Genomic DNA, 21,545 nt, shown 5'->3' with positions numbered 1-21,545 from the left:
TCTATTTAGTCTAGTGATATACCCAGCTCTCGCCCTAACTGGTCAAAGACCTCGTGTGCCAGCTCACCGTCATGCTCGCGCCGGCGGGAACGTGAGAGCTGGTAAGGCTTGAGGTAAAACTCGCCGGATTGATAGTGCACGCCGCGAACGCCGGTCAGAAAATGCACGAGGCGTTCCCCACCTTGCGCCGGGGTGCCCATACGCGCGGCTGCGGGGCGGAAATTATAAAACTTGCCCATCAGAGACGTCGAGGACTTAGAAAAATTCGTCGACAATACGCCGGGGTGAAAAGCTACAGAGTTGATCTGGTGCGCATGCAGGTAGCGGGTTAAGAACACATCGCCCAATTTCGCATTGCCATAGGCGCGCAAGGGAGAAAATTTCTCAAAAGTATTGGGGTCCTCTGCCCGAAAGCGAGAAAAGAAATTCGCTGCAATAGACGAGGTATTAACCACCACGGCATCAGGGCCGCGAAGTTGCTCGCGCAGCAAACCGGTCAGCAGAAAGGGTGCCACGACGTTGACCTGCCAGGTGCGCTCGAAGCCATCGATGGTGCGCACTGCGGTATCGAAAAGCCCGCCGGCGTTATTAGCCAAACCGTCGATGGGGCCCAAATCCGCCAACTTGCCGGCCAAGTCTTTGACCTGGTCTAATTCCGCGAAGTTAGCGGTGAAATATTGCGTGCCCAACTCACGGGCGACGGTACGGGTCTTTTCCGGGCTGCGGCCGACGATGACCACGCGGTCTTCGGGGCGGCTGGCGTGCAGTAGTCGAGCAGCCGCGGCGCCGACCCCATCGGAGGCGCCAGTTATGACATAGGTTTTAGACATGATGTTGAGGATAAAGAGCGCGGCCACATGCGCAGTGGCAGTCCGCTTAAGCTTTACTGTGAATCGTATTCTGCGCCTTGTTTAGCCCCGAGGAGATAATCTCCTTCACACCTGAAGCCGCCAGGGCAATTGACTGATCAAAGCCCGGACCTGCGTTAACGGGAGCTAGCACATAATCGGGGATCGACGAACCTTTCGGCGGGCGCGCAATGCCGATGCGCACGCGCAGATAATCGCGGGTGCCTAGGTGCTGCGTTAATGACTTCAAGCCATTGTGCCCATTTTCATTGCCGCCGAGCTTCAACCGGATCTTATTTTCAGGCAGGTCCAATTCATCGTGCACAGCGATAATACGGTCCGCAGAAATCCCCAGCTTTTCAGCAACAGGGCCGATGGCTTCGCCCGACAGGTTCATAAAAGTAGTTGGGCGAGCCAGGACAACGGTGTGCCCGGCGATCTCCACCGTGGCAGCCAACAACTTGTGCCCGTGGACAGGTTGTACAAGGTCACCGGTTTCCGCGAGCAGGTCATCAATAGCCATGTAGCCGACATTGTGGCGGGTAGCAGCATATTTCGCGCCCGGATTGCCTAAACCGACCACCAGCCAGTCAGCGGTGGCAGGAAGCTCAACGCTGGTATCGCGCGCAGACTGCGTACACGAGCCGGAGCGCGAGCGGAACAGGTCGAAAAAACGGTTGAGAACATTCACACCGTCCAGTCTGGCATATCCACCTCAAAGTCAATGCATATAACCAGCGTGAAGAGCAACAAAGCGCGGTAGGCTGGGCAAGCATGAGCCACATCCTGCACAACCTCGAAATACCAATCCTTCCCGCGCCGATGGCTGGTGGTCCCACCACCGCCGAGGTCGTCAACGCCGCAGCGGCAGCAGGCAGCATGGGCACGTTGGCGTGGGGCACGATATCGACCGAGGGTGCGCAGGCACAGCTTGGCGATGTCCACCTGGACACCTTCGGCATCAACCTTTTTGCCAAACAACCCGAGCTCGATAGCCACGCGGTGGACATCGCGCAAGAACTGGCCGCGGCCGAAGGTGTGGAGCTCAAGCCGGTGAATTTCAGCAATGGCTGGGATGAGAAGCTCCAGCTGGCATTGGACGCTGCGAAGCAACCTGGAGCCAAGAGCCCTTCGGTGGTGTGGTCGATGTTTGGCACGTTTACCACCTCCGAAGTCAAACAATTGCACGCCGCCGGGATAGAAGCATGGACAACCGTGACCACCGAGCACGAAGCGCGCGCCGCTATTGCCGCGGGCGTGGATGCCCTGTGCGTGCAAGGACCAGAGGCCGGCGGACACCGCGGGGTATGGAATCCTACGGCCGAGCCAGATAAAAGGCCGTTGCCAGAGCTTATCGATGCCATCGCGGCCCTTACCGACCTTCCGCTGATTGCCGCGGGCGGGCTGCGCAGTGCCGACGACGTCCACGCGGTACTCGAACTGCCTGGGGTCAAGGCTGTTTCCTGCGGGTCGGCACTATTGCTGACGGAGGAAGCAGGCACGAGCGAGCTCAACCGGCAACGGATTGAGCAGGTAAGTGGGCAGGGGGAGGCGTCGACAAGCACCCGGGCGTTTTCTGGCCGCTATGCCCGTGGGCTAAAAACAACCTATACCGAAGCCCACTCCAATAGCCCGGCGATTTATCCGTACTTGAACCAAATCTTTGCTGCGCGCCGGGCTGCGGGCGATGAAGATGTTGCCTATTGCCTCGTTGGAATTGAGGCGCAGCGCATATTCGGGGGTACTGTGGCCAGTGTTTTGCGTCGCCTTTGGGAAAAGCAAAAATAGTTGTTGATAATATTTGTGATTGGTACCCCCACGACGTTTAAATGACTGCACAGCATGTGCTCCCAATCCGCAAAGGAATGATTTCGTGACTGAGTTCGCCCCCGAATTTGAGAACTGGAATGAGCGCGTTCGCCACGCTCAGGAGATGATTCCCCTCATCTACCAGTTGCACCGCAAAAACAATGTGGTGACCTCCATTTTTGGTCGACTGCTCGTTGGTGTCACCGATATCGACATCATTAAGTCCCACCGCTACGCCCGCCGCCTGATCAACCGCGACCTCGGCACGGCTGAAACCCTGCCGATTCTGCGCGAGCTGGTGAATATGAACCTTGGCACCGCCTCGATTGATATGGGCCGCTTGGCGGAAGGCTTCCGCGCTGCGGAGACCGATGACCTGCGCGCCTACCTGGAAGAGGAGCTGCAGGAAGTAGTTGGCACCGCCACGGAGAACGAATCCCGTGATGTTGTGCTCTACGGCTTTGGCCGCATCGGCCGCCTGCTCGCACGCATTCTTATTGCCCGCGAGGCTGCCTATGGTGGTGTCCGTCTGCGCGCTATCGTCGTGCGCAAGAAGGGTGATGAGGACATTCACAAGCGTGCTTCCTTGCTGCGCCGCGATTCCGTCCACGGCGCATTCAACGGCACCATCGAAGTGGATGAAGAAAACGAAGTCCTCTGGGCTAATGGCACCAAGATCCAAATGATCTACGCCAATGACCCTGCTGATATTGACTACACTTCTTACGGCATCAACAACGCCGTGCTGGTGGATAACACCGGCGTGTGGCGCGACCGCGAGGGACTGGGCCAGCACCTGAAATCCAAGGGCATTGCCAACGTACTGCTGACCGCACCAGGTAAGGGCGATGTGAAAAACATTGTCTACGGCATCAACCACCAGGACATGTCCGCGGAGGATTCCATCCTGTCCGCGGCATCCTGTACTACCAATGGCATTACTCCTGTGCTCAAGGTCATCAATGACCGCTACGGCGTAGTGCACGGCCACGTGGAAACCGCGCACTCGTTTACCAATGACCAAAACCTCATTGACAACTACCATAAGGGTGATCGCCGTGGCCGCGCTGCCGGGTTGAACATGGTGCTCACCGAGACCGGTGCTGCGAAGGCTGTCTCCAAGGCACTGCCAGAATTCGAAGGCAAGCTCACCGGCAACGCGATTCGCGTTCCCACCCCGAATGTATCCATGGCTGTGCTGAACTTGGAGCTGAGCCAGGACGTGGACGTGGAAGAGGTTAACAACTTCTTGCGCGATGTCTCCTTGCACTCCAACCTGCGCCAGCAGATCTCCTACATCGCCTCTCCTGAGGTTGTCTCCAGCGACTTTGTCGGCTCCACCCACGCCGGCGTGGTCGATGGGCTCGCTACCATTGCCTCCGGCAAGCACCTGGTGCTCTATGTTTGGTACGACAATGAGTATGGCTACTCCAACCAGGTCATTCGCATTGTGGAAGATATCGCTGGCGCACGCCCGCAGGTACTTCCGGAGCGCTTGGCACCATCGGCGCTGTAAGCTGATTTAGCTTTACTCGAAAGGCCCCAGTCGACTGAGTCTCGGCTGGGGCCTTTGTGTGTCCATTCCCACGCTGGGAGGTACTGCATCAGTGATGCTTAGGCAGGTAAACTTCCGTGCTGTGAATGAGACTGCACCTGAAGAATCCAAGTTTGCCGCATTCCCGCTCATTATCTGCATCGTGGGAATGCTGGTCTCGCCCTATCTCATTGCCACCTTTGTCCCCGATGCCTCCGCGGGTTGGACAGCACTGGGTATTTTCTTTGTGCTGACCCTTGGCGGCGGGTTGTGGTTCGGTGCCATCCACAAACCCACCTGGTGGTTCCCCGTCGCAGCGGGTGTGAGCTTCATGGTCGCACGCGCCTTGTATTTCCAAGACGGACTTTTCCTCTACGCCCTGGGCTTCGCGCTCCTGGCTGGCCTTGGCACCTTGTTAACCGGCGCCGGCAAGTTGGACCTCGATGACGAAGAATCTGAGGAAGCCACTGCTGAGCCCACCGCTGAGCGCATCACCGATGAGGTTAAGGAGGTCAAGCATGGAGAAGTGGGCGCTTAATCACCCTGAGCTGGGCCTAATTGAACTCCAGGCCGGCTACGATTCAGACTTCCTAGAGCTTGACCCCACCTGGCCTGAACAGCCCAAAGAGAATGAGGAGATCATCCCGGTGACGGCAGAGTCCGGGATGAAGGAGCGTTTCTCGGCGCTTTTTAGCAATCCCGCCATTCGGGCGCGGATTCTGCTCAACGGCAAGGTTCTCCACCGCCTGAGCACCATCAACAGCGCGCGGTATCTGCTGCAAGATTCGGTGAAAGAAGACAAGCTGACGGTAGAAGATGCCGGGCTGGATCGGTCGAAGCCGCACCTGAAAGTCACGTCAAATATTTTCAATGACGTGCTGGAAGTCGAATTCCGGCAGGGCAGCGAAATTGTCTTATTCGATCCGCCGGCGGGCAGCCGCGGTGCCAAGCGCCGTGAGGCGATGGAATCCAGCACGCTCAAGCGCGTGGGTTATCCCATCCTAGCCGGGCTGGGCAAAGGCGGCTGGGCCATTGCCGTGATTATCCTGGCGCCTTTTGTCTCACGGTTTGTGAAGTGGTTGCTGTCTTTCTTGCCTGACTTCGACATCTCGCTTCCCTCGCTGCCCGCGCTGCCGCAAATCCATCTGCCCACACCGAGCTTGCCGCAGATTGACCTGCCTACTCCCAGCTTCAATATTGATATCAACCTGCCGGAGCTTCCCGGCTGGGTCGTGTTAATGCTGGACTACAGCAAAATCTGGGTACCCATTGCCATCGGCATCGTGGTGGGCCTGTTGGCGCTGCGCAACTATAAAAAGTCCGAAGCAACCAAGCGCGCATGGCAAGAAAAACATCCCGCGAAGGCACCAGTGCGAGCTTCTGCCGCAGCCGGGAATGATGCAGTCCGGCAGCGTGAAAAGCAGGCGGCAGAAGATGTGCGCGAAGAAGAGTAGGCGTATTTAGCACCAGCTAGTGCCGCCTAGTGGGAATCGCCAAAGTGCGTGGTGTTTTCAATATGGCCCAAGCCGTCGATTTCAATGCGTACGGTTTGGCCATCTTGGATGAACTCATCGCGCGCAAAACCCACGCCCTCCGGGGTGCCGGTGACAATGACATCGCCCGGGTTGAGAGGGTAGAGCGACGAGCAAAACTCAATCAGCTGCGCGACGGAAAAGATCAGGTCATCGGTGTCATCGTCTTGTTTGACCACACCATCTAACGTCGTGCGTACCCGGGCGTGATTGCCCGGTGACCACTCATCAGAGGTGGTCAACCACGGGCCAAATCCAGCGGTGCGATAAAAAGACTTGCCCGCATGAAATTGCGTGGTCTGACGCTGGATATCGCGCAGGGTGTAATCATTCATGATGGCATAGCCCGCAACATGGTCCAGCGCGTCCTTTTGTGTCACGCGGTGCGCACGCTTTCCGATAACCACCGCCAGCTCCCCTTCATAATCCAGCTTCTTAGTGCCGTATTCGGGGATATAAATATCGTCATAGGGCCCGGTAAGGGCATCAGCGAATTTGATAAATAAGGTGGGGTGCTCCGGATAGTCCCGGTTCATCTCGCGGATGTGTTTGGCGTAGTTCAACCCCACGCAGATAATTTTCTCCGGGTGGGGGACAACTGGTGCTAAGTCCTCGGTGGCAAAGACCATGGGCTCACCTGACAGCTCTGCCGCTTTGGCCCAATCGCCGCTGCGCAATAAGGCTCCGACATCATCGAAATCCAGTTCAATGCCCGTGAGCATGGTGGAATGTGACAACGAGGTAGGTTTTCCCTCGATGCGCACGGCGGTGGTTCCAAAAGCGGTATTAACAGTCGCGAGTTTCATACTGCACCACTGTAGTAGTTCGCAGGCCCCAAAGACCTACATCTGTTCAATCAGGTCCGCGGCATCAGCGCAGATAATCGGCAGCTCTTCGAGCTCCTTGCGCGCGAAGGGCTTGAGAACAAACGCTGCTGGCGCCATGCGTCCCGGTGGGCGTCCAATTCCACAGGATAAACGGTAGTACTCTTTTGTGCCTAAAGCCTTGGTGGTATCGCGCAAGCCATTGTGGCCGTGGTCGCCGCCGCCACGACGCAGGCGGACCTCGCCGAAATCCATGTCCAATTCATCGTGGATGACCACGATGTTGGCGGGGGAGATCTTGAAATAATTCGCCAAAGCCTTGACCGCGCCGCCAGAGACATTCATAAAGGTTCGCGGTTTCGCCACGATGACCTTCCGGCCGCGGATATTAATCTCAGCAACATCGGCGTTGGTGCGCTTGTGTGCGGAAAAGTTTCCGCCGTGACTCTTGGCCAGTTCTTCGGCTGCGTCAAAGCCAATATTGTGCCGAGTACGTTCGTATTTCGGGCCGGGGTTTCCTAGCCCCACCACCAATAATGCTTCGCTGCTCATGATTGTCCATTAAAGCACAGCGCCCGCTGTAAAGACCGTGATGGTCTCCTGCAGCGGGCGCTTATGTATCGCTTGATTGAGTTGGAGCTCAATCAAGCTGGGCTGAAAGCCCGAAAGGATTAGTCCTCAGACTTTTCCTCGCCAGCTTCTTCTACGGACTCAGCGCCAGCTTCAGCGCCGCCTTCTTCAGCAGCCTCAGCAGCTTCCTCGATCTCCTCGTCAACCTGTGGCTCGGAGATGGAAACGATTGGGGACTCTGGGTCAGCAATCAGGGTGGTGCCCTCTGGCAGGTTAACCTCGCCAGCGGTAACAACGGTGCCGTCTTCCAGGCCTTCGATGGAAACTTCGATCTCTTCTGGAATGTTCAGTACGTCAGACTCAACCAACAGAACGTCGGTGTCGGAGATGAACATCAGACCTGGGGCAGGCTCGCCAACGAGGGTCAATGGAACCTCAACTTCAACCTTCTCGCCGCGCTTAATCGACAGCAGGTCAAGGTGGTCCATGTCCAGGGTCAAGACGTTTTGGTCGATAGCCTTAACCATGGTCAGGTGCTGGTCGCCGTCGATCTCGAGCTCCAAAACAGCGTTAGCGCCGTAGTTACGGATCAAAGAGTGCAGCTCCAAGATATCGGCTGCGAAGTGGATTGGCTCGGTGTTGGAACCGTAGATAACACCAGGAACCTGGCCTGCGCGACGCAGGCGACGTGCGGCGCCCTTGCCGAATTCGGTGCGGGCTTGTGCCTTAATGATTGGGCGCTGTGCCATGTTTTCTCCTCAGAAAATGTTGAAAGTATCTATTCAAGTCAATTCAGTGGTGAGGCGAGGTTCTTGCGAAAAGAAAAGCCTGCCAATGAATCTCGTCTTGGTCGAGTCATCGCAGGCGTGTGCATACTCATCGCGTCGATAACGGCTATGAACCATCGGCATACAAAAAGCAGCTGGTAGTTCACGGCCCTCGCCGAGACGGCCTTAAACTTACCAGCTGCATAACCTTACCCACAAATTACATTGGGAAAGCTCAAGCTATCAAAGCACGCTACTTTTCATCCGATGCTTTAGTCTCCGGGGCGTCTTTGCCCACGGGTTTAGAGCTGTGGGAGATCACAGATTTCGGAGGCGTGAACTCATCCGGGTCAAAGCCAGAATCGGCATCAGCAGAGAGCTCTTCCACGGCTTCGGAGATCGCGACCTTTTCCAAGTGTTTGCCAGCGAGGTTAGAACCCATGATTTCTTCCGAGAGCTGGCGGCGATGCGCCGTGGTGAACTTCTGCTTCGGGTCAATCATGCGCAGAGCAAGGTTGCGGATCTTATCGCGACGCTTCATCTCGACGGTCATTTCGGAACGACCACGTGAGAGCCAGGTCCAAATCAGCACCACAATCATCACCAGAGCCAAGTAACCGGTGACTGGGAAGACCCAGCCGACCAAGGTGGCAAAGTCGAGGAAGGACAGTGCGAAACCAATGATGACGAGCAGGACTAGTACTTTGAGGAAGTGCTGTGGTTTCTTCGCAACCACACGACGGCTCAAGGAGTAGAAGTTGCCGAGTGCGGTAGAGAAGATCATCACGTAGATGACAAGCGCTGCGAAGGTGCCTAGCGGTTGGCTGATCGCGGTAATCAGACTCAGGGTCGGCAGGGCGGAGTCATAGACGGTTTCGGAGTTGAACAAGACTGCGATAACCATCATGACCAGCAAGATGCCAAAGAGTAGTCCGCCGAGCATGCCACCACGGCCGGCGGTCTTCAAATCCAGCATGTCGCCGCCCATGATAATGCCCATGGAAATGCCACCCATCATGGCAATACCTACGTAGTTAAAGGTTGAGACCCACCAATTTGGCAGCGTGGTGGACACATTATCCTGCGCGAACTGGAAGGCTGCCCCGATATCCGCTGGTGGGTTCAGGTAAGAGTGGATGGAGATAATGACCAGCAAGACCACGATAAATGGCGTGATCGAGCCCAAGATATTGGTGACCTTTTCCACGTTGAAAAAGCCACAGATAATTACGGCTACTGCCATCAGTGCGGAGCCGAACCACAGAGGGGTGCCAAATTGCTGGTTCAGGTTCGCGCCCGCACCAGCGAGCATGACAAAGGAAATACAAAACTGCGTAAAGGTAATGGTGTAGTCAATGAAGCGCGCCATGACCTTGGAAGTCACAGAAGTAAACACGCGATCATGTGACGTTGCTTGGAAGTAGCTGCCGTACTGCATGGCAATCAGCGCAATCAGTGGCATCAAAACCAGTGCGATAACCGCGCCGATGATTCCCCAGCCACCGAAAGCGGCATAATATTGCAGCATTTCCTGGCCGGAGGCAAAGCCAGCTCCGACGGTGCAACTGAAATAGGCCATACCCAAAATGACCGCTTTTTTCATGTTTAAACTCCAATAATGATTTTAAGTTCGATTCGAAATACTGCGAATACGATTAAAGAATCATGCGCGGAGGCTAAGTGAAAAAGGCTGCAGGTTCAGGCTCAACGAAAGTAAAAAAGAATTCACGTGTGAGCATAATCTGAAGCTTTAAAGCCATACGCTGCATGAATTCAACTTTTCAATTATAAACGGCATTTGTGATCTAAAATCAAATGGAATTTCCAATTAATCGGCGCAATTTCTCGAAATAATCCCTATTCCTCAATTGGAACGCGCGATAACCAGTGGGATCGTCTCAAATATTACAAAACGGTTACAAGTGCTTCAATGCCTCTTTGCGCGACAATTTGGCTAGCGCTAAATCACTTTCGGGGGCGTGCGCATTCACAAAATCATGTACCCATTGCGGATTGTCGCGGGAGTAATCGCGCAACGCCCAACCGATGGCTTTGGTAATGAAAAACTCGGAAGAAAATCTCGCCTCTGCGCCCAGGTTGCTTTCGAGGACCTCGCGCAGCAGTTCCGTATCTGTTTTCTCCCCGAAACTTAATTGGCACAAGATGGCGGTGCGGCGGGTCCACATATTTTCACTGACAGCCCATTCGAGCATGAGCGCGCGAGCCGCGGCGGCATCGGCTAGCGAATTTGGCTCCGCGCCTCGCCCGCGGCTGCCGGGGATAAGCGCCGTGCCGGCGCATTTTGCCAAGTGGTCTACGGTATCCCACCACGATTGCGACTCCACCAGTTGCTGCAAATCCTCCAGATCGGCGATGGTGAGCTTCTGCCGGCGCAAGTGATCGACGGCCACGTAGTGGCACTCGCGCTGCGGATAGGCCCATAGAGCGTGGACGAAATCCCAATTAAGGTGCATCCCGGACAAAATATGCTTGACCGCCGCCCGTCGCGGGGCAGCGGAAATGCCGAAAAACTCAAAGCGCTCGCGCATATAGGCAGACATCGCCACGGCCTGCTCGGCATCAGCGTGCTCTTTCAATGCCGCCACCACGCCGCGTGCAAGGGCCTGGCCATCGCTGCCGTCGGCGCTGTCGCTGCCGCGTTGCGGATCAAAAAAGCTACCCTGGGACTCATCAGTCATGAATCCCAGGGTAGCGTGCGCGAGAGCTTAAGCAGATTCGAAAAGGGTGGTTACAGAACCATTTTCAAAGATCTCGTGGATGGTGCGTGCTAGCAGCGGAGCGATGGACAGCACGGTGAGGTTATTCCATCCTTCGGTCGACTGCGGCAGGGTATCGGTGGTGATGACTTCCTCCGCCCCGCACTCGGACAAACGCTGACGCGCAGGGTCGGAGAAGACACCGTGGGTACACGCGATAACAACGGAGCGGGCACCGGCCTCGCGCAGGACGCGAACAGCACCAGCGATGGTTCCGCCGGTATCAATCATGTCATCGAGCAAGATACAGTCCTTGCCCTCAATATCGCCGACCACGCGGTTGGAGACCGTCTTATTGGCCTCGGTGTTGGAACGGGTCTTGTGTACGAAGGCCAGCGGGGCATCGCCAAGCTCATGCGCCCACTTTTCTGCCACCTTGACGCGACCGGCGTCGGGGGAGACCACGACGATGTTGTCAATGGAGTACTTGGACTGGATGTACTCCGTCAAAATCGGCATGGCGTGCATGTGATCTACCGGGCCATCGAAAAAGCCCTGGATCTGGTCGGTGTGCAGGTCGACCGAAACAATGCGGTCCGCGCCCGCAGCAGCCAACAAGTCAGCAACCAGGCGGGCGGAGATGGGCTCACGGCCGAGGTGCTTTTTATCCTGGCGAGCATATGGGTAAAACGGCAAGATGGCCGTGATGCGCTTGGCAGAGCCGCGCTTGAGCGCATCAATCATGATGAGCTGCTCCATGAGCCACTTATTCAAAGGCTGCGTGTGCGACTGCAACACGAAGCAGTCAGCACCGCGCACGGACTCTTCGAAGCGAATGAAGATTTCGCCATTAGCAAAGTCGCGCGCGGTAGTGGGAACCAAATCGGTGCCCAGTTCCTTGGCAACGGCCTCTCCCAAATCTGGGTGGGCGCGTCCGGAAAACAGCATCATATTCTTGCGGCTATCAGAAATCTTGCCGGTCATAGCGGTCTTCGACCTTTCATTGAGTGTGGAATGCTTGACGCTTCTTTAATCAAGGAAGAACATCACCGGTAAAAGTCTCAACGGACATTTACCGTTCAACATGATGATAACCCCATTGAATCTAGACTAATCGTCGCTATTTACAGAATCATCGTCGGCCTTTGGGGAAGCTGTGTCCCCATCCGAAGCCGCGTCAGCTGCCTCCGCAGCCGGGGTGCCGGGGCGCTTCTTTTGCACCCACCCTTCAATATTGCGCTGCTTACCGCCAGAGACCGCCAGCGCTCCTGGAGGAACGTCATCTTTAATGATGGTGCCCGCGCCCGAATACGCGCCGTCGCCGACGTTGACCGGGGCGATGAACATGGTGTCGGAACCGGTGCGCACGTGGCTGCCGATGGTGGTGTGGTGCTTATTTACTCCGTCATAATTTACAAACACGGAGGAGGCACCAATATTGGATTCCTCACCGACGGTGGCATCACCAATGTAAGTCAGGTGCGGAACCTTGGAACCGCGACCAATCTTGGCGTTTTTAGCTTCCACGAATCCGCCCAGCTTGCCGTCCTCACCCAACTCGGTATCGGGACGGATGAAGGTAAACGGTCCGACCTTGGCGTTGGGGCCAATGACCGATTTTTCGCCGTGGGTGCGAATCACACTTGCCCCGCGCCCGACCTGCATGTCAGTCAGGGTGGTATCAGGGCCAATCACGGCATCATCATCCACGCGGGTAGCTCCCCACAGCTGAGTGCCGGGGTGAATGGTGACATCGCGGCCAATGGTGACATCCACACCAATCCAGGTGGTGAGCGGGTCAATAACATTGGCACCATTGAGCATGGCTTGGTTCACCAAGCGGCGGTTGAGCTCACGGCCGGCCGCAGCTAATTGCACGCGGTCATTGACACCTTCCAACTCGCCGGCATCGGCAGCAATAAAAGCACCCACGCGGTGGCCTGCTTCGCGCGCGATTTCCACCACATCGGTGATATACAGCTCACCCTGGGAGTTATTGGAATCCAGCTTGCTCAGCGCGTTGCGCAAAATACTAGCGTCAAACGCAAAAACGCCGGAGTTGACCTCAGAAATCGTGCGCTGCTCGTCGTTTGCATCTTTGTGCTCGACGATAGCGGTGACCTCATCAGCATCATTGCGCACAATGCGGCCATAACCGGTGGGGTCATCTAATTCGATGCTCAAGACAGTCACCGCATTGCCGTGGTCAACGTGGGTTTCGCGCAGCTTATCGATGGTCTCCGGACGCAACAATGGCACATCACCATTGGTAACAATAACGGTGCCTTCAAAATTCGGAATCGGTGCCAAGCCACAGCCGACCGCATGACCGGTGCCTTTTTGCTCTACCTGCACCGCCTGCACGATGTCGCGGCCTAGCTCCGCTGCGACAACATCAACCGCGGGGCTGACCTGGTCGCGCTGGTGGCCGACAACCGCCACGATATGTTCCGGGTTGAGTCCGGCTGCGGCATGTAAAGCGTGGCTGAGCAAAGATCTGCCGCCAATTTCATGCAGGGTTTTCTGCCGAGCAGATTTCATGCGAGTACCGGCGCCAGCTGCAAGAACGACAACTGCGCTGGAGGGTTGAGTTAGCACTAGGTTTATACTCCTGTACGTCAGGCTTGGTTGTATCCACGCCAATCATAACGCTGCGCTAAGTCCGGTGCGTCAGAAACACCTAATCTTGCTTGCTCTGCGATACCTCCGGCAGCTTCCCGGCGCGCCAGGTTCCCACTAAACCGATGCCTGCGAGAAATAGCAGGGCAGCTTCATTGCCGAAGATTGCAATGCCCGCGGATACGGCACCGACCAGCAGCAATATCACGCCCATGAGGGTATTGGCGGAGGCCACATAGCGGGTGCGCTGGTCACCTTCGGCCATATCCACCACATAGGTTTTGCGGGCAACCCGAATGCCGGTGTGAACTAAGTTGATGGCGAAAAAGCCCACGGGCAAAAGATAAAAGCTCCAGTCCTGGGGCAGGAACCGGGCGGCAAGCACAATCAAAATCAGCAGCACCGAGGCAATCGCGGCGCCGACGGACATGACCTTGCGCGAGGAAATATCAGACATGCGGCCGGAAACCACACCACCCATCAATGCCGCAAGACCGGAGGCCAGCACGAAGCCAGCCAGGCCGCTTAAGGAATCATTGCCCACAGCATGCGACAGCGCAACGATAAAAGAGGTGGATAGCGCCGAGACCAGCATGAGCGAGCGCACGATGACGAAGTCGCGAAATTTCCTATCTTGAGTAAATAACTGCCAGGTATCGGTCCACCAGTGCCCCTGTTGCTCGGAATCCGACTCTGAATCTTCCTCTTGTGCATCCTGATGCGCGTCGTGGGGTTCGATAATGCCGGTAAAGACCAGCGAAGCCACGACCCACGAGGCGGCACCGATTAAAAGCAGCGTGACGATGGCTGCGAGATCCACATCATCGACAAATGCCAATAGCCCGCTGACGACGAGCGTGGCGATGCCACCTACCGTGGTAGCCCGGCCCGTAATAACTCCGCGCTTGCCTTTGGAAATGGTGCTGCCTTGCACGTCCTTGCCGGTGATAGAACACAGCGCGCGGCCGACCGATAGAACACCGAGGAGGACTAAGACGGTGATGCCCAGCGGCAGGGCATCGATAAGCAATGCGGCCAACGCAATGCCGAATGCGGCAAGAGCCTGAATAATCCCGCCAACAATCCAGAGCTTCTTCCGCGATGGAGCATTGAGCACCCACGGTGTCAGCGCTGCTTGCGGCAGCATGGAGCCGGACTCGCGAATGGGCACGAGCAAACCGGTCAGCGCTGCCGGGACTCCCGCGAATTGAAAAAGCCAGGGCAGCACCGTCTTGGCTGCGACTAGCTGGTCACCCACATTTTGCACGCCATTGGCGATGATAAAGCGGCCGGCGTTATGTGATTCATGGGGTAGGGACGTGCGGGGTTGAGAAGAGGACATAAGCACTTAGTTTAGCTAGCCCGTGGATAGCTAGCCGGTAATTCCCGTCAGTTCATTCAGGCTCTTACCGATTGTCTTGGATTCCATGACCTCGCCGCTAGCAATATCGACGACGTGGAGCTTCTGCGCGCCGGGCTCTGTAATAAAGGCCTTATCGCCTTGGGCAAAGATACTCGGACGTGGGCTTTGCCACTGCTCAGGCTCTTCCCACTTTTCGGTGACCTGCACGGAATAGAGAATCTCACCGGTGGTGGGGTCAATGCTGCGCAGTTGCCCATCGGTGCCTAAGACCAGGGCTTCACCTTCGGGCCCGCGCGCAAGCGAGCGGAAAGAATAGGAGGTACCCAGATCCACCAGCTGAATGCTGTCTTGGTGGGTATTGATGAGCGCAATCTGCGTTGGGCGTTCGAGTTCCGCATCCGGGTCTACTTTGTAATCGGCCAGGACAATCGGGGACTGCTCGGACCCTGCCTGGTTGCCCATGCGTCCGTACTCATCGGCAGCAGCCACCTTCTTGAATTCACCATCTTTGTAAATGACCACTCCGTCCTCGCAGCCAAAGGTCAGGGTTTCATCGGCAGCCGCTGCCTCCCCGTGAACGCCGGGGCAGTCATTGATGCGCGCGGTCTCCTGGCCGTCGGCATCCACGGCGACAAGGCTGGATCGGGAATCTTCTGTGCCTTCGGTGTGCACCATCCCGCCATCGCTCAGCGCGACAGCAACTCCGTGGTGCGGGGATAGCTCCACAACCGAGTCGGGTTGGGCAAACTTTCCATCCTGGGCCGCATCGGTGAGCTTGTCGTTATCGAGCTCCTGAATGGTGCCATCGCCGTCGCTAAAGAGCAGGGTGCGTCCAGCGTGATTGACCACGTGGCCAGGCTTGTCGCCTTTATAGATGTCATCGGTCAGCCGCGGCTGCGCGGTGTAGGAGTGGGTGTGGTCGCCGTGTGGTTCGGTCCACGCCGCGACATCCAAGACTTGAAAGCCTTCCGGAGTGCTCACAGCTACGGTGCGACCATCGCCTAGGGGGTTGAGCCGATTAAAGCCATTCAGCGGGATATCCGCGATTTCCTCCAGTGTCTCGGCATTGAGCACCGTGATGCCGCCGTCATAGGTGGCGACCAGGCGAGCTTCCGGACCGGATACCTCGGCGGGGGAGTCCTGTTCCGGATTGGCATCCGCGTTAGCGTCCGCGTTGTCCGCAGTACTAGCGGCGGTGGTGGTTTCTGGCGCAGCGGCTGTTTGCGAGCACGCGGCAAGCGTGATGCCGGCGATGGTGATGCTCGCGGTCAAGATGGCAGGCGCAAGGGCAGTTCTACGGGTGTTCACACAGAACCCTTTCTAAGTAGTTGAAAAACGTTTGCAATAAGAAGATAGCGGGATTTTTAGATATTGAAAACTGTTTCCAATAGTGTGTGATGTAATTACCCCTATTCGCCGTAAAAGCCCACGCGGCGCGGGGGTGGGTAATGTGACTGGGTATGGAAACAGTGGACCCAACGATTGATGCGCTCTATCGCGGCCTGGATCTCATCGGTGTGGTGCTCAACGGCATCATCGGCGGAACCATCGCGAGGCGGCGCAATTTCGACATCATTGGCTTCATTTTCTTGGCGCTCTTTTCTGCCACCGCCGGCGGCATGATTCGCGACATGCTCATTAGTGACGGCCCCGCAGCGGCAATTTCTGACCCGCTTTACCTCATCCTCGCCTGCGCGGGCGCGCTTGTCGCTGCGCTGACGGATCTCAAAGGCAAGGCGTGGGAAATTTTTAAAGTCCATGGCGATGCCATCATTCTCGGCGCATGGTCGGTGACGGGCTGCGTTAAAGCATTGGCCTATGACATGCCGTGGATAGCGTGCATCTTCATGGGCGTGCTCACCGCAGTGGGCGGCGGCATGGTGCGCGATGTTGCCTCCGGGCAAATTCCGTCCGTCTTTGGCGGTAACCCGTTGTATGCCACCCCGGCGATTATTGCCTCTGGGGTGATGGTCATTTTCGCGGAAACAGGCCATACCGGGCTCGGCATGATTATCGCGCCGCTTTTTGGCACCAGCTTGGCGGTAATGGCGTATTGGTTCGAATGGGTGCTCCCGCGCGGGCTGGACTATGCACCGATTAATTACACCGCCGCGCAGATGGCCGCCGCGGTGAAGAAGGCAGAAAAGCTGGGCTTTAAGCGCGGCAGTGAAGACTCCGATGCCAAGCACGACCAGCGCAGCGCCAAAGCCATGCGCCACCCCAAGCCAGGGGATATGCCGCCGGGCAAGACCGGGCGCCGTCACGCGCCGAAGGCCGGTAAAGATGACGCCGGGGATGAGGATTCCTAGGAAAAGAAAATGCAGCCTACCGAAAATGGTGGCTGCATAGTCTTAATTTTGCTTCCCCACCAGGACTCGAACCTAGAATGACGGTACCAAAAACCGTAGTGTTGCCGATTACACCATGGGGAATCATGGGCTTGCGCTCATGTACGAAAAGTATCGTACCTGATTGCCGGCAAGGAACTAAATTGCCCTGCTTAACGCTCCCCCGACCCCGCGCTAGGGCAGGGAAGGGAGCTATAGGCATTGTTCGCTAAGCTGTAGCCATGGCAAGACAAAGAATGACTGGCAAGCAGCGCCGTGAGCAGCTGATTTCCATTGGCCGTTCTGCATTCGCGGAGCAAGGATTTGATGGAAGCAGCGTGGAAGATATTGCCGCGCGCGCCAGCGTGTCTAAGCCCGTGGTGTACGAACACTTTGGTGGCAAAGAAGGGCTTTACGCGGTCGTGGTGGACCGTGAAATGCAGGATTTGGAGCGTCGAATCACCGAATCAATTGCCACGGGAAGTTGGCGACAGCGCATTGAGCAGGCCGCCTTAGCGCTGTTGACCTACGTCGAAGAAGAAACCGATGGGTTTATGATCTTGGTGCGCGATCCCAGCTCCAAACAGGAGCGCGCATTTTCCACTCTGCTCAATACTGCCGTGAGCCAGGTTTCGCATATTTTGGGCACGGCCTTTAAACACCGTGGCTTTGATGAAGAGCTTGCGATACTTTATGCTCAGGCGCTCGTGGGCATGGTATCTATGACCGCGCAGTGGTGGTTGGATGAACGCCAGCCCGCCAAGGAAGTCGTGGCAGCTCACGTGGTCAACTTATGCTGGAATGGTCTCTCGGACTTGGAAACTAGCCCGAAGCTCGGTGCGCAGCAGCTTAACGATGCAAAAACAGACCACGATCAAACGGAAGTGTAGAAGAAATTCAAATGTCCCCAACCCCACCTATGCTCGCCGGACTGCTCAAGGTAGCCGCCTCGGATCCCAAGCTCAAAGGCCTCGTTAATAACGTTGGCGAGCCGCAGCTGCACATCACGGGCATCGATCAAGCCCGCCCCTGGGCAATCGGTACCCTCGCGCACCATGCGCCGGTACTCGTGGTGACCGCAACTGGGCGCGAAGCAGAAGATCTCACTGCAGAGCTCACGGCGATGATGGGGCAGAGGGTGGGATTCTTCCCCGCATGGGAGACACTACCGCATGAGCGATTGAGCCCGGGCGCCGATATCGTCGGCAAGCGCGCGCAAATCTTGCACCAGCTCGAACAAGGCCGCCTTGATGTGGTGGTGACCGCGGCGCGCGGTTATGCGCAGCCGCTGCTGGAAAGCGTTGTTGGCCGCGCGCCCATTAGCCTGCGCGAGGAGGGCGAATATGAGCTGGAAGAAGTCGTCCGGGATTTAGAATTCCGCGCCTATACGCGTGTGGACATGGTGGCCAAGCGCGGCGAGTTTGCCGTGCGCGGTGGCATCATCGATATTTTCCCAACCACCCTGGACTACCCGGTCCGCGTGGAATTCTGGGGCGATGAAGTCACCGATATTCGCCAATTTTCCATCGCTGACCAGCGCACCATTCCGGAAATCGAGGTCGGCTCGGTGGAAATCTTCCCCGCTCGCGAGCTTCCGATTACCGAAGCCATCGCCCAGCGCGCAGAGACCCTCGCGGTCAAGCACCCCGGCAATGCCGCACTGGTGGAATTGCTGAGCAAGGTCAGCCAGCGCATGGCATCGGAAGGCATGGAAGCACTCTTGCCCGTGCTCTCTGATGCGAAAATGGTGCCGCTGACGGACTTTATGCCCGAAGGTACCCACGTCGTGCTCGTTGCGCCGGAGAAAATCCGCACGCGCATTGCCGATCTGGAATCCACGGATGCAGAATTCATGGCCGCCGGCTGGGAGGCCGCAGCCATGGGCGCTGATGGCCCGTTGGCGACCAAGGGCCTGGACACGGAAGCATCCAGCTACCGCTCCTATGAATCTTTAGAAAAGTCCTGCGAAAAGGCCGGCCTGCCGCAATGGACCTTCGCGCCGACGGGCATGTTCATGGCCGATGAAGCAGATACCCTGCCGCTCGATTTTGAACCGGGCCCGACCCCGCGCGGTGATATCAAAGAAATTGATGCCATGATGGCGCAGCTGCTCGCGCACACCCAAGCGGGCGGACGCGCAGCGTTTATCGCGCCGGCCCAAGGTGCCATCAAGCGCATGGTGGATCGCTTTGCTGAAAAGGGAATCCCCACCAAGGTCGCTACTCCGGGATGGCAACCATCGCCAGGCGAAGTCACGCTGTATCAGGCACTAAGCCACGCCGGCTTGGTCTTTCCCCAGGTGCGCAAGCACACCGACGCCGATGCACTGCCCCTGGTCGTGGTCACAGAAACTGACCTGACCGGTAACCGCGTGGGCGATATCGCAGGCGCAAAGCGGCGTCCCGCCAAGCGCCGCAACCGCGTTGATCCGCTGGCGCTAAAGCAGGGCGATTTCGTCGTTCACGAAACCCACGGCATCGGCAAATTCTTGAAGATGGCCGAGCGCACCATTCAAACTGGCGAGGAATCATCGCGCCGCGAATATATCGTGCTCGAATACGCTCCCTCGAAGCGTGGGCAACCCGCCGACCAGCTCTGGGTGCCCATGGACTCTTTGGACATGCTGTCCAAATACACCGGCGGTGAATCCCCGCACCTGTCCAAAATGGGTGGCTCCGACTGGAAAAATACCAAGAAGAAGGCCCGCGCTGCCGTGCGCGAAATCGCCGGCGAGTTGGTGGAGCTCTACGCCAAGCGCCAGGCAGCGCCCGGGCACCAATTCCCGCCAGATACGCCGTGGCAGATGGAGATGGAAGACAACTTCCCCTACGTCGAAACAGAAGACCAGATGATGGCTATCGACGCGGTTAAAGAAGACATGGAATCCCAAGTGCCCATGGACCGCGTCATCGTGGGCGATGTGGGCTACGGCAAAACCGAAGTCGCCGTGCGCGCCGCTTTCAAGGCAGTGCAGGATGGCAAGCAGGTCGCAGTCTTGGTTCCGACCACGCTGCTCGCGCAGCAGCACTATGACACTTTCGTGGAGCGCATGGGCGGATTCCCCCTGGAAATTCGCGTGCTCTCGCGCTTTACATCCACCAAGGAGTCCAAGGAGATCATCAAGCAGCTGGCCACCGGTGAAATCGACGTGGTCATCGGCACGCACCGCCTGCTGCAAACCGGCGTGCACTGGAAGAGCTTGGGGCTCATCATCGTCGATGAGGAGCAGCGCTTCGGCGTGGAGCACAAGGAACATATTAAGGCGCTGAAGGCTTCGGTGGATGTGTTGACCATGTCCGCGACGCCTATTCCGCGCACGCTGGAGATGTCGATGGCGGGCATTCGCGAAATGTCCACCATCCTCACCCCGCCGGAAGACCGCCACCCGGTGCTGACTTATGTCGGCGCCTACGAAGACAAGCAGGTCGCCGCCGCAATTCGCCGCGAGCTGCTGCGCGATGGCCAAACCTTCTTTATCCACAACAAGGTCGCGGACATCGAAAAGAAGGCCCGTGAAATCCGCGACCTCGTTCCCGAAGCGCGCGTGGTGGTTGCGCACGGGCAGATGAATGAGGAGCTGCTGGAAAAGACCGTGCAGGGATTCTGGGACCGCGAATATGACGTGTTGGTCTGTACCACCATCGTGGAAACTGGCCTGGATATCTCCAATGCCAACACCCTGATCGTGGAAAACGCGCACCACATGGGATTGAGCCAGCTGCACCAGCTGCGCGGCAGGGTCGGCCGCTCACGCGAGCGCGGCTACGCTTACTTCCTGTACCCGAAGGGCGCGACGCTGACCGAAACCAGCTATGACCGCCTGGCCACCATCGCCCAAAACAATGACTTGGGCGCGGGCATGGACGTGGCGATGAAGGACCTGGAAATGCGCGGTGCCGGTAACGTGCTGGGCGCGCAGCAATCTGGCCACATCGCCGGGGTGGGCTTTGACCTTTATGTCCGGCTGGTCTCGGAAGCTGTGGATGCCTTCAAGGCACTCGCGCGCGGGGAGGTGCCCAAGGCCACCGATAATGGGCCGAAGGAAATCCGCATCGACCTGCCCGTGGATGCCCACATCCCGGAGACCTACATCAACTCTGAGCGCCTGCGCTTGGAGGTCTACCGCAAGCTCGCTGCCAGCCAGGACGAAAAGGACCTGCGCCTGGCGGTGGAGGAGATGGAAGACCGCTACGGCCCAGTCCCGGAAGAGGTCGCACGCTTGCTCGCCGTCTCACGGCTGCGCCATCAGGCCCGTGCCGCAGGCGTTACGGATATCACGGTGCAGGGAACCCGCATCAAGGTCCACCCGGTGGATCTGCCAGATTCCAAGCAAGTTCGCCTCAAGCGCCTGTTCCCAGGTTCGAATTACCGCGCGGCCGCGAAGGCCATCCAATTGCCATTCCCGAAGGCTGGCCGCAACGTGACCTCGCCGAAGCTGCGGGATGTCGAACTATTGCAGTGGATGGCAGATTTCCTCAGCGAAATGTTCGATCTCTCGCAGGTGGATGTCACCGGAGCTAAGCCACCGACATCGGTGACCACCAAGCCCGGGGCCAAGGGCGGAAAGAATATTATTTCCGTCAGCAACTAGTTTGTTGCTCAGTTGTTCAACAAGATAACGATATAGAATGCGAA

Annotated in this window: 18 protein-coding genes; 7 read left to right on the top strand and 11 right to left on the bottom strand. The window is 57.3% G+C overall.

What is annotated here, in order from left to right:
* Nucleotides 1-5: 5 nt before the first annotated feature.
* Nucleotides 6-830 carry an SDR family NAD(P)-dependent oxidoreductase gene (locus tag CAMM_RS09110; protein ID WP_050759840.1) on the bottom strand — a complete coding sequence of 275 codons (825 nt, stop codon included), beginning with the start codon at nucleotides 828-830 and terminating at the stop codon, nucleotides 6-8.
* Between the two features lie 46 nt (nucleotides 831-876).
* Nucleotides 877-1,539: an aminoacyl-tRNA hydrolase gene (pth, locus tag CAMM_RS09105; protein WP_003846349.1), complete on the bottom strand. Its 663-nt coding sequence runs from the start codon at nucleotides 1,537-1,539 to the stop codon at nucleotides 877-879.
* A gap of 83 nt (nucleotides 1,540-1,622) precedes the next feature.
* Between pth (CAMM_RS09105) and CAMM_RS09100 the strand changes: the two genes are divergently transcribed.
* From CAMM_RS09100 to CAMM_RS09085, 4 genes are all read left to right on the top strand, one after another.
* The gene (locus CAMM_RS09100; RefSeq protein ID WP_003846347.1) at nucleotides 1,623-2,636 is read left to right on the top strand and encodes a nitronate monooxygenase; all 1,014 of its coding nucleotides are present in this window, start codon (nucleotides 1,623-1,625) and stop codon (nucleotides 2,634-2,636) included.
* Between the two features lie 85 nt (nucleotides 2,637-2,721).
* Complete coding sequence (locus CAMM_RS09095; RefSeq protein ID WP_003846345.1) at nucleotides 2,722-4,173, top strand: glyceraldehyde-3-phosphate dehydrogenase; 1,452 nt, start codon at nucleotides 2,722-2,724, stop codon at nucleotides 4,171-4,173.
* Nucleotides 4,174-4,294: 121 nt separating this feature from the next.
* A complete protein-coding gene (locus CAMM_RS09090; protein ID WP_040354877.1) occupies nucleotides 4,295-4,729 on the top strand; it encodes a hypothetical protein in 435 nt (144 codons plus the stop codon).
* Nucleotides 4,710-5,645, top strand: coding sequence for a hypothetical protein (locus CAMM_RS09085; protein WP_003846341.1), 936 nt, complete (start codon nucleotides 4,710-4,712; stop codon nucleotides 5,643-5,645). Before CAMM_RS09090 ends, CAMM_RS09085 begins: the two co-directional genes overlap by 20 nt.
* A 26-nt stretch (nucleotides 5,646-5,671) precedes the next feature.
* On the opposite strand, the gene CAMM_RS09080 is transcribed toward CAMM_RS09085, so the two are convergent.
* The 9 genes from CAMM_RS09080 to aztD form a co-directional block, all read right to left on the bottom strand.
* Nucleotides 5,672-6,529, bottom strand: coding sequence for a fumarylacetoacetate hydrolase family protein (locus tag CAMM_RS09080; protein WP_003846340.1), 858 nt, complete (start codon nucleotides 6,527-6,529; stop codon nucleotides 5,672-5,674).
* A gap of 36 nt (nucleotides 6,530-6,565) precedes the next feature.
* Nucleotides 6,566-7,099, bottom strand: coding sequence for an aminoacyl-tRNA hydrolase (gene pth / locus CAMM_RS09075; protein ID WP_003846339.1), 534 nt, complete (start codon nucleotides 7,097-7,099; stop codon nucleotides 6,566-6,568).
* A gap of 119 nt (nucleotides 7,100-7,218) precedes the next feature.
* Nucleotides 7,219-7,866 (bottom strand): 50S ribosomal protein L25/general stress protein Ctc, encoded by a 648-nt coding sequence (locus CAMM_RS09070; protein ID WP_003846337.1) that lies wholly within the window; start codon nucleotides 7,864-7,866, stop codon nucleotides 7,219-7,221.
* A 271-nt stretch (nucleotides 7,867-8,137) separates the two neighbouring features.
* Entirely contained in the window at nucleotides 8,138-9,487 is a 1,350-nt protein-coding gene (locus tag CAMM_RS09065) for a YkvI family membrane protein (protein WP_003846335.1), read from the bottom strand.
* Between the two features lie 313 nt (nucleotides 9,488-9,800).
* A complete protein-coding gene (locus tag CAMM_RS09060) occupies nucleotides 9,801-10,583 on the bottom strand; it encodes a DNA alkylation repair protein (protein WP_003846334.1) in 783 nt (260 codons plus the stop codon).
* Between the two features lie 27 nt (nucleotides 10,584-10,610).
* Nucleotides 10,611-11,585: a ribose-phosphate diphosphokinase gene (locus CAMM_RS09055; RefSeq protein WP_003846333.1), complete on the bottom strand. Its 975-nt coding sequence runs from the start codon at nucleotides 11,583-11,585 to the stop codon at nucleotides 10,611-10,613.
* A 126-nt stretch (nucleotides 11,586-11,711) separates the two neighbouring features.
* Nucleotides 11,712-13,199 (bottom strand): bifunctional UDP-N-acetylglucosamine diphosphorylase/glucosamine-1-phosphate N-acetyltransferase GlmU, encoded by a 1,488-nt coding sequence (gene glmU / locus CAMM_RS09050; protein WP_040354873.1) that lies wholly within the window; start codon nucleotides 13,197-13,199, stop codon nucleotides 11,712-11,714.
* An 82-nt stretch (nucleotides 13,200-13,281) separates the two neighbouring features.
* Nucleotides 13,282-14,562: an MFS transporter gene (locus CAMM_RS09045; protein ID WP_003846330.1), complete on the bottom strand. Its 1,281-nt coding sequence runs from the start codon at nucleotides 14,560-14,562 to the stop codon at nucleotides 13,282-13,284.
* Nucleotides 14,563-14,592: 30 nt separating this feature from the next.
* Nucleotides 14,593-15,891, bottom strand: a complete 1,299-nt coding sequence (gene aztD / locus CAMM_RS09040; protein ID WP_003846329.1) for a zinc metallochaperone AztD — start codon at nucleotides 15,889-15,891, stop codon at nucleotides 14,593-14,595.
* Nucleotides 15,892-16,043: 152 nt separating this feature from the next.
* On the opposite strand from aztD, the gene CAMM_RS09035 reads away from it, so the two are divergent.
* The 3 genes from CAMM_RS09035 (at nucleotide 16,044) to mfd (ending at nucleotide 21,501) form a co-directional block, all read left to right on the top strand.
* Nucleotides 16,044-16,892, top strand: coding sequence for a trimeric intracellular cation channel family protein (locus tag CAMM_RS09035; protein WP_003846327.1), 849 nt, complete (start codon nucleotides 16,044-16,046; stop codon nucleotides 16,890-16,892).
* A gap of 260 nt (nucleotides 16,893-17,152) precedes the next feature.
* Nucleotides 17,153-17,800 carry a TetR/AcrR family transcriptional regulator gene (locus CAMM_RS09025; RefSeq protein ID WP_050759829.1) on the top strand — a complete coding sequence of 216 codons (648 nt, stop codon included), beginning with the start codon at nucleotides 17,153-17,155 and terminating at the stop codon, nucleotides 17,798-17,800.
* A 29-nt stretch (nucleotides 17,801-17,829) separates the two neighbouring features.
* Nucleotides 17,830-21,501 (top strand): transcription-repair coupling factor, encoded by a 3,672-nt coding sequence (gene mfd / locus CAMM_RS09020; protein WP_003846323.1) that lies wholly within the window; start codon nucleotides 17,830-17,832, stop codon nucleotides 21,499-21,501.
* The last annotated feature ends 44 nt before the right edge of the window (nucleotides 21,502-21,545 follow it).

Source organism: Corynebacterium ammoniagenes DSM 20306 (assembly GCF_001941425.1).
Lineage (GTDB): Bacteria > Actinomycetota > Actinomycetes > Mycobacteriales > Mycobacteriaceae > Corynebacterium > Corynebacterium ammoniagenes.
Note: the sequence above shows the minus strand (reverse complement) of the source record. Positions and strands in the feature narration are given on the sequence as shown.

What these genes read in the sequence shown, in the direction of transcription:
- CAMM_RS09110 (WP_050759840.1), bottom strand. Translation starts at nt 830, where the DNA reads ATGTCTAAAACCTATGTCATAACTGGCGCCTCCGATGGGGTCGGCGCC.
- CAMM_RS09100 (WP_003846347.1), top strand. Translation starts at nt 1,623, where the DNA reads ATGAGCCACATCCTGCACAACCTCGAAATACCAATCCTTCCCGCGCCG.
- CAMM_RS09085 (WP_003846341.1), top strand. Translation starts at nt 4,710, where the DNA reads ATGGAGAAGTGGGCGCTTAATCACCCTGAGCTGGGCCTAATTGAACTC.
- CAMM_RS09080 (WP_003846340.1), bottom strand. Translation starts at nt 6,529, where the DNA reads ATGAAACTCGCGACTGTTAATACCGCTTTTGGAACCACCGCCGTGCGC.
- pth (WP_003846339.1), bottom strand. Translation starts at nt 7,099, where the DNA reads ATGAGCAGCGAAGCATTATTGGTGGTGGGGCTAGGAAACCCCGGCCCG.
- CAMM_RS09070 (WP_003846337.1), bottom strand. Translation starts at nt 7,866, where the DNA reads ATGGCACAGCGCCCAATCATTAAGGCACAAGCCCGCACCGAATTCGGC.
- CAMM_RS09065 (WP_003846335.1), bottom strand. Translation starts at nt 9,487, where the DNA reads ATGAAAAAAGCGGTCATTTTGGGTATGGCCTATTTCAGTTGCACCGTC.
- CAMM_RS09060 (WP_003846334.1), bottom strand. Translation starts at nt 10,583, where the DNA reads ATGACTGATGAGTCCCAGGGTAGCTTTTTTGATCCGCAACGCGGCAGC.
- CAMM_RS09055 (WP_003846333.1), bottom strand. Translation starts at nt 11,585, where the DNA reads ATGACCGGCAAGATTTCTGATAGCCGCAAGAATATGATGCTGTTTTCC.
- CAMM_RS09045 (WP_003846330.1), bottom strand. Translation starts at nt 14,562, where the DNA reads ATGTCCTCTTCTCAACCCCGCACGTCCCTACCCCATGAATCACATAAC.
- CAMM_RS09035 (WP_003846327.1), top strand. Translation starts at nt 16,044, where the DNA reads ATGGAAACAGTGGACCCAACGATTGATGCGCTCTATCGCGGCCTGGAT.
- CAMM_RS09025 (WP_050759829.1), top strand. Translation starts at nt 17,153, where the DNA reads ATGGCAAGACAAAGAATGACTGGCAAGCAGCGCCGTGAGCAGCTGATT.
- mfd (WP_003846323.1), top strand. Translation starts at nt 17,830, where the DNA reads ATGCTCGCCGGACTGCTCAAGGTAGCCGCCTCGGATCCCAAGCTCAAA.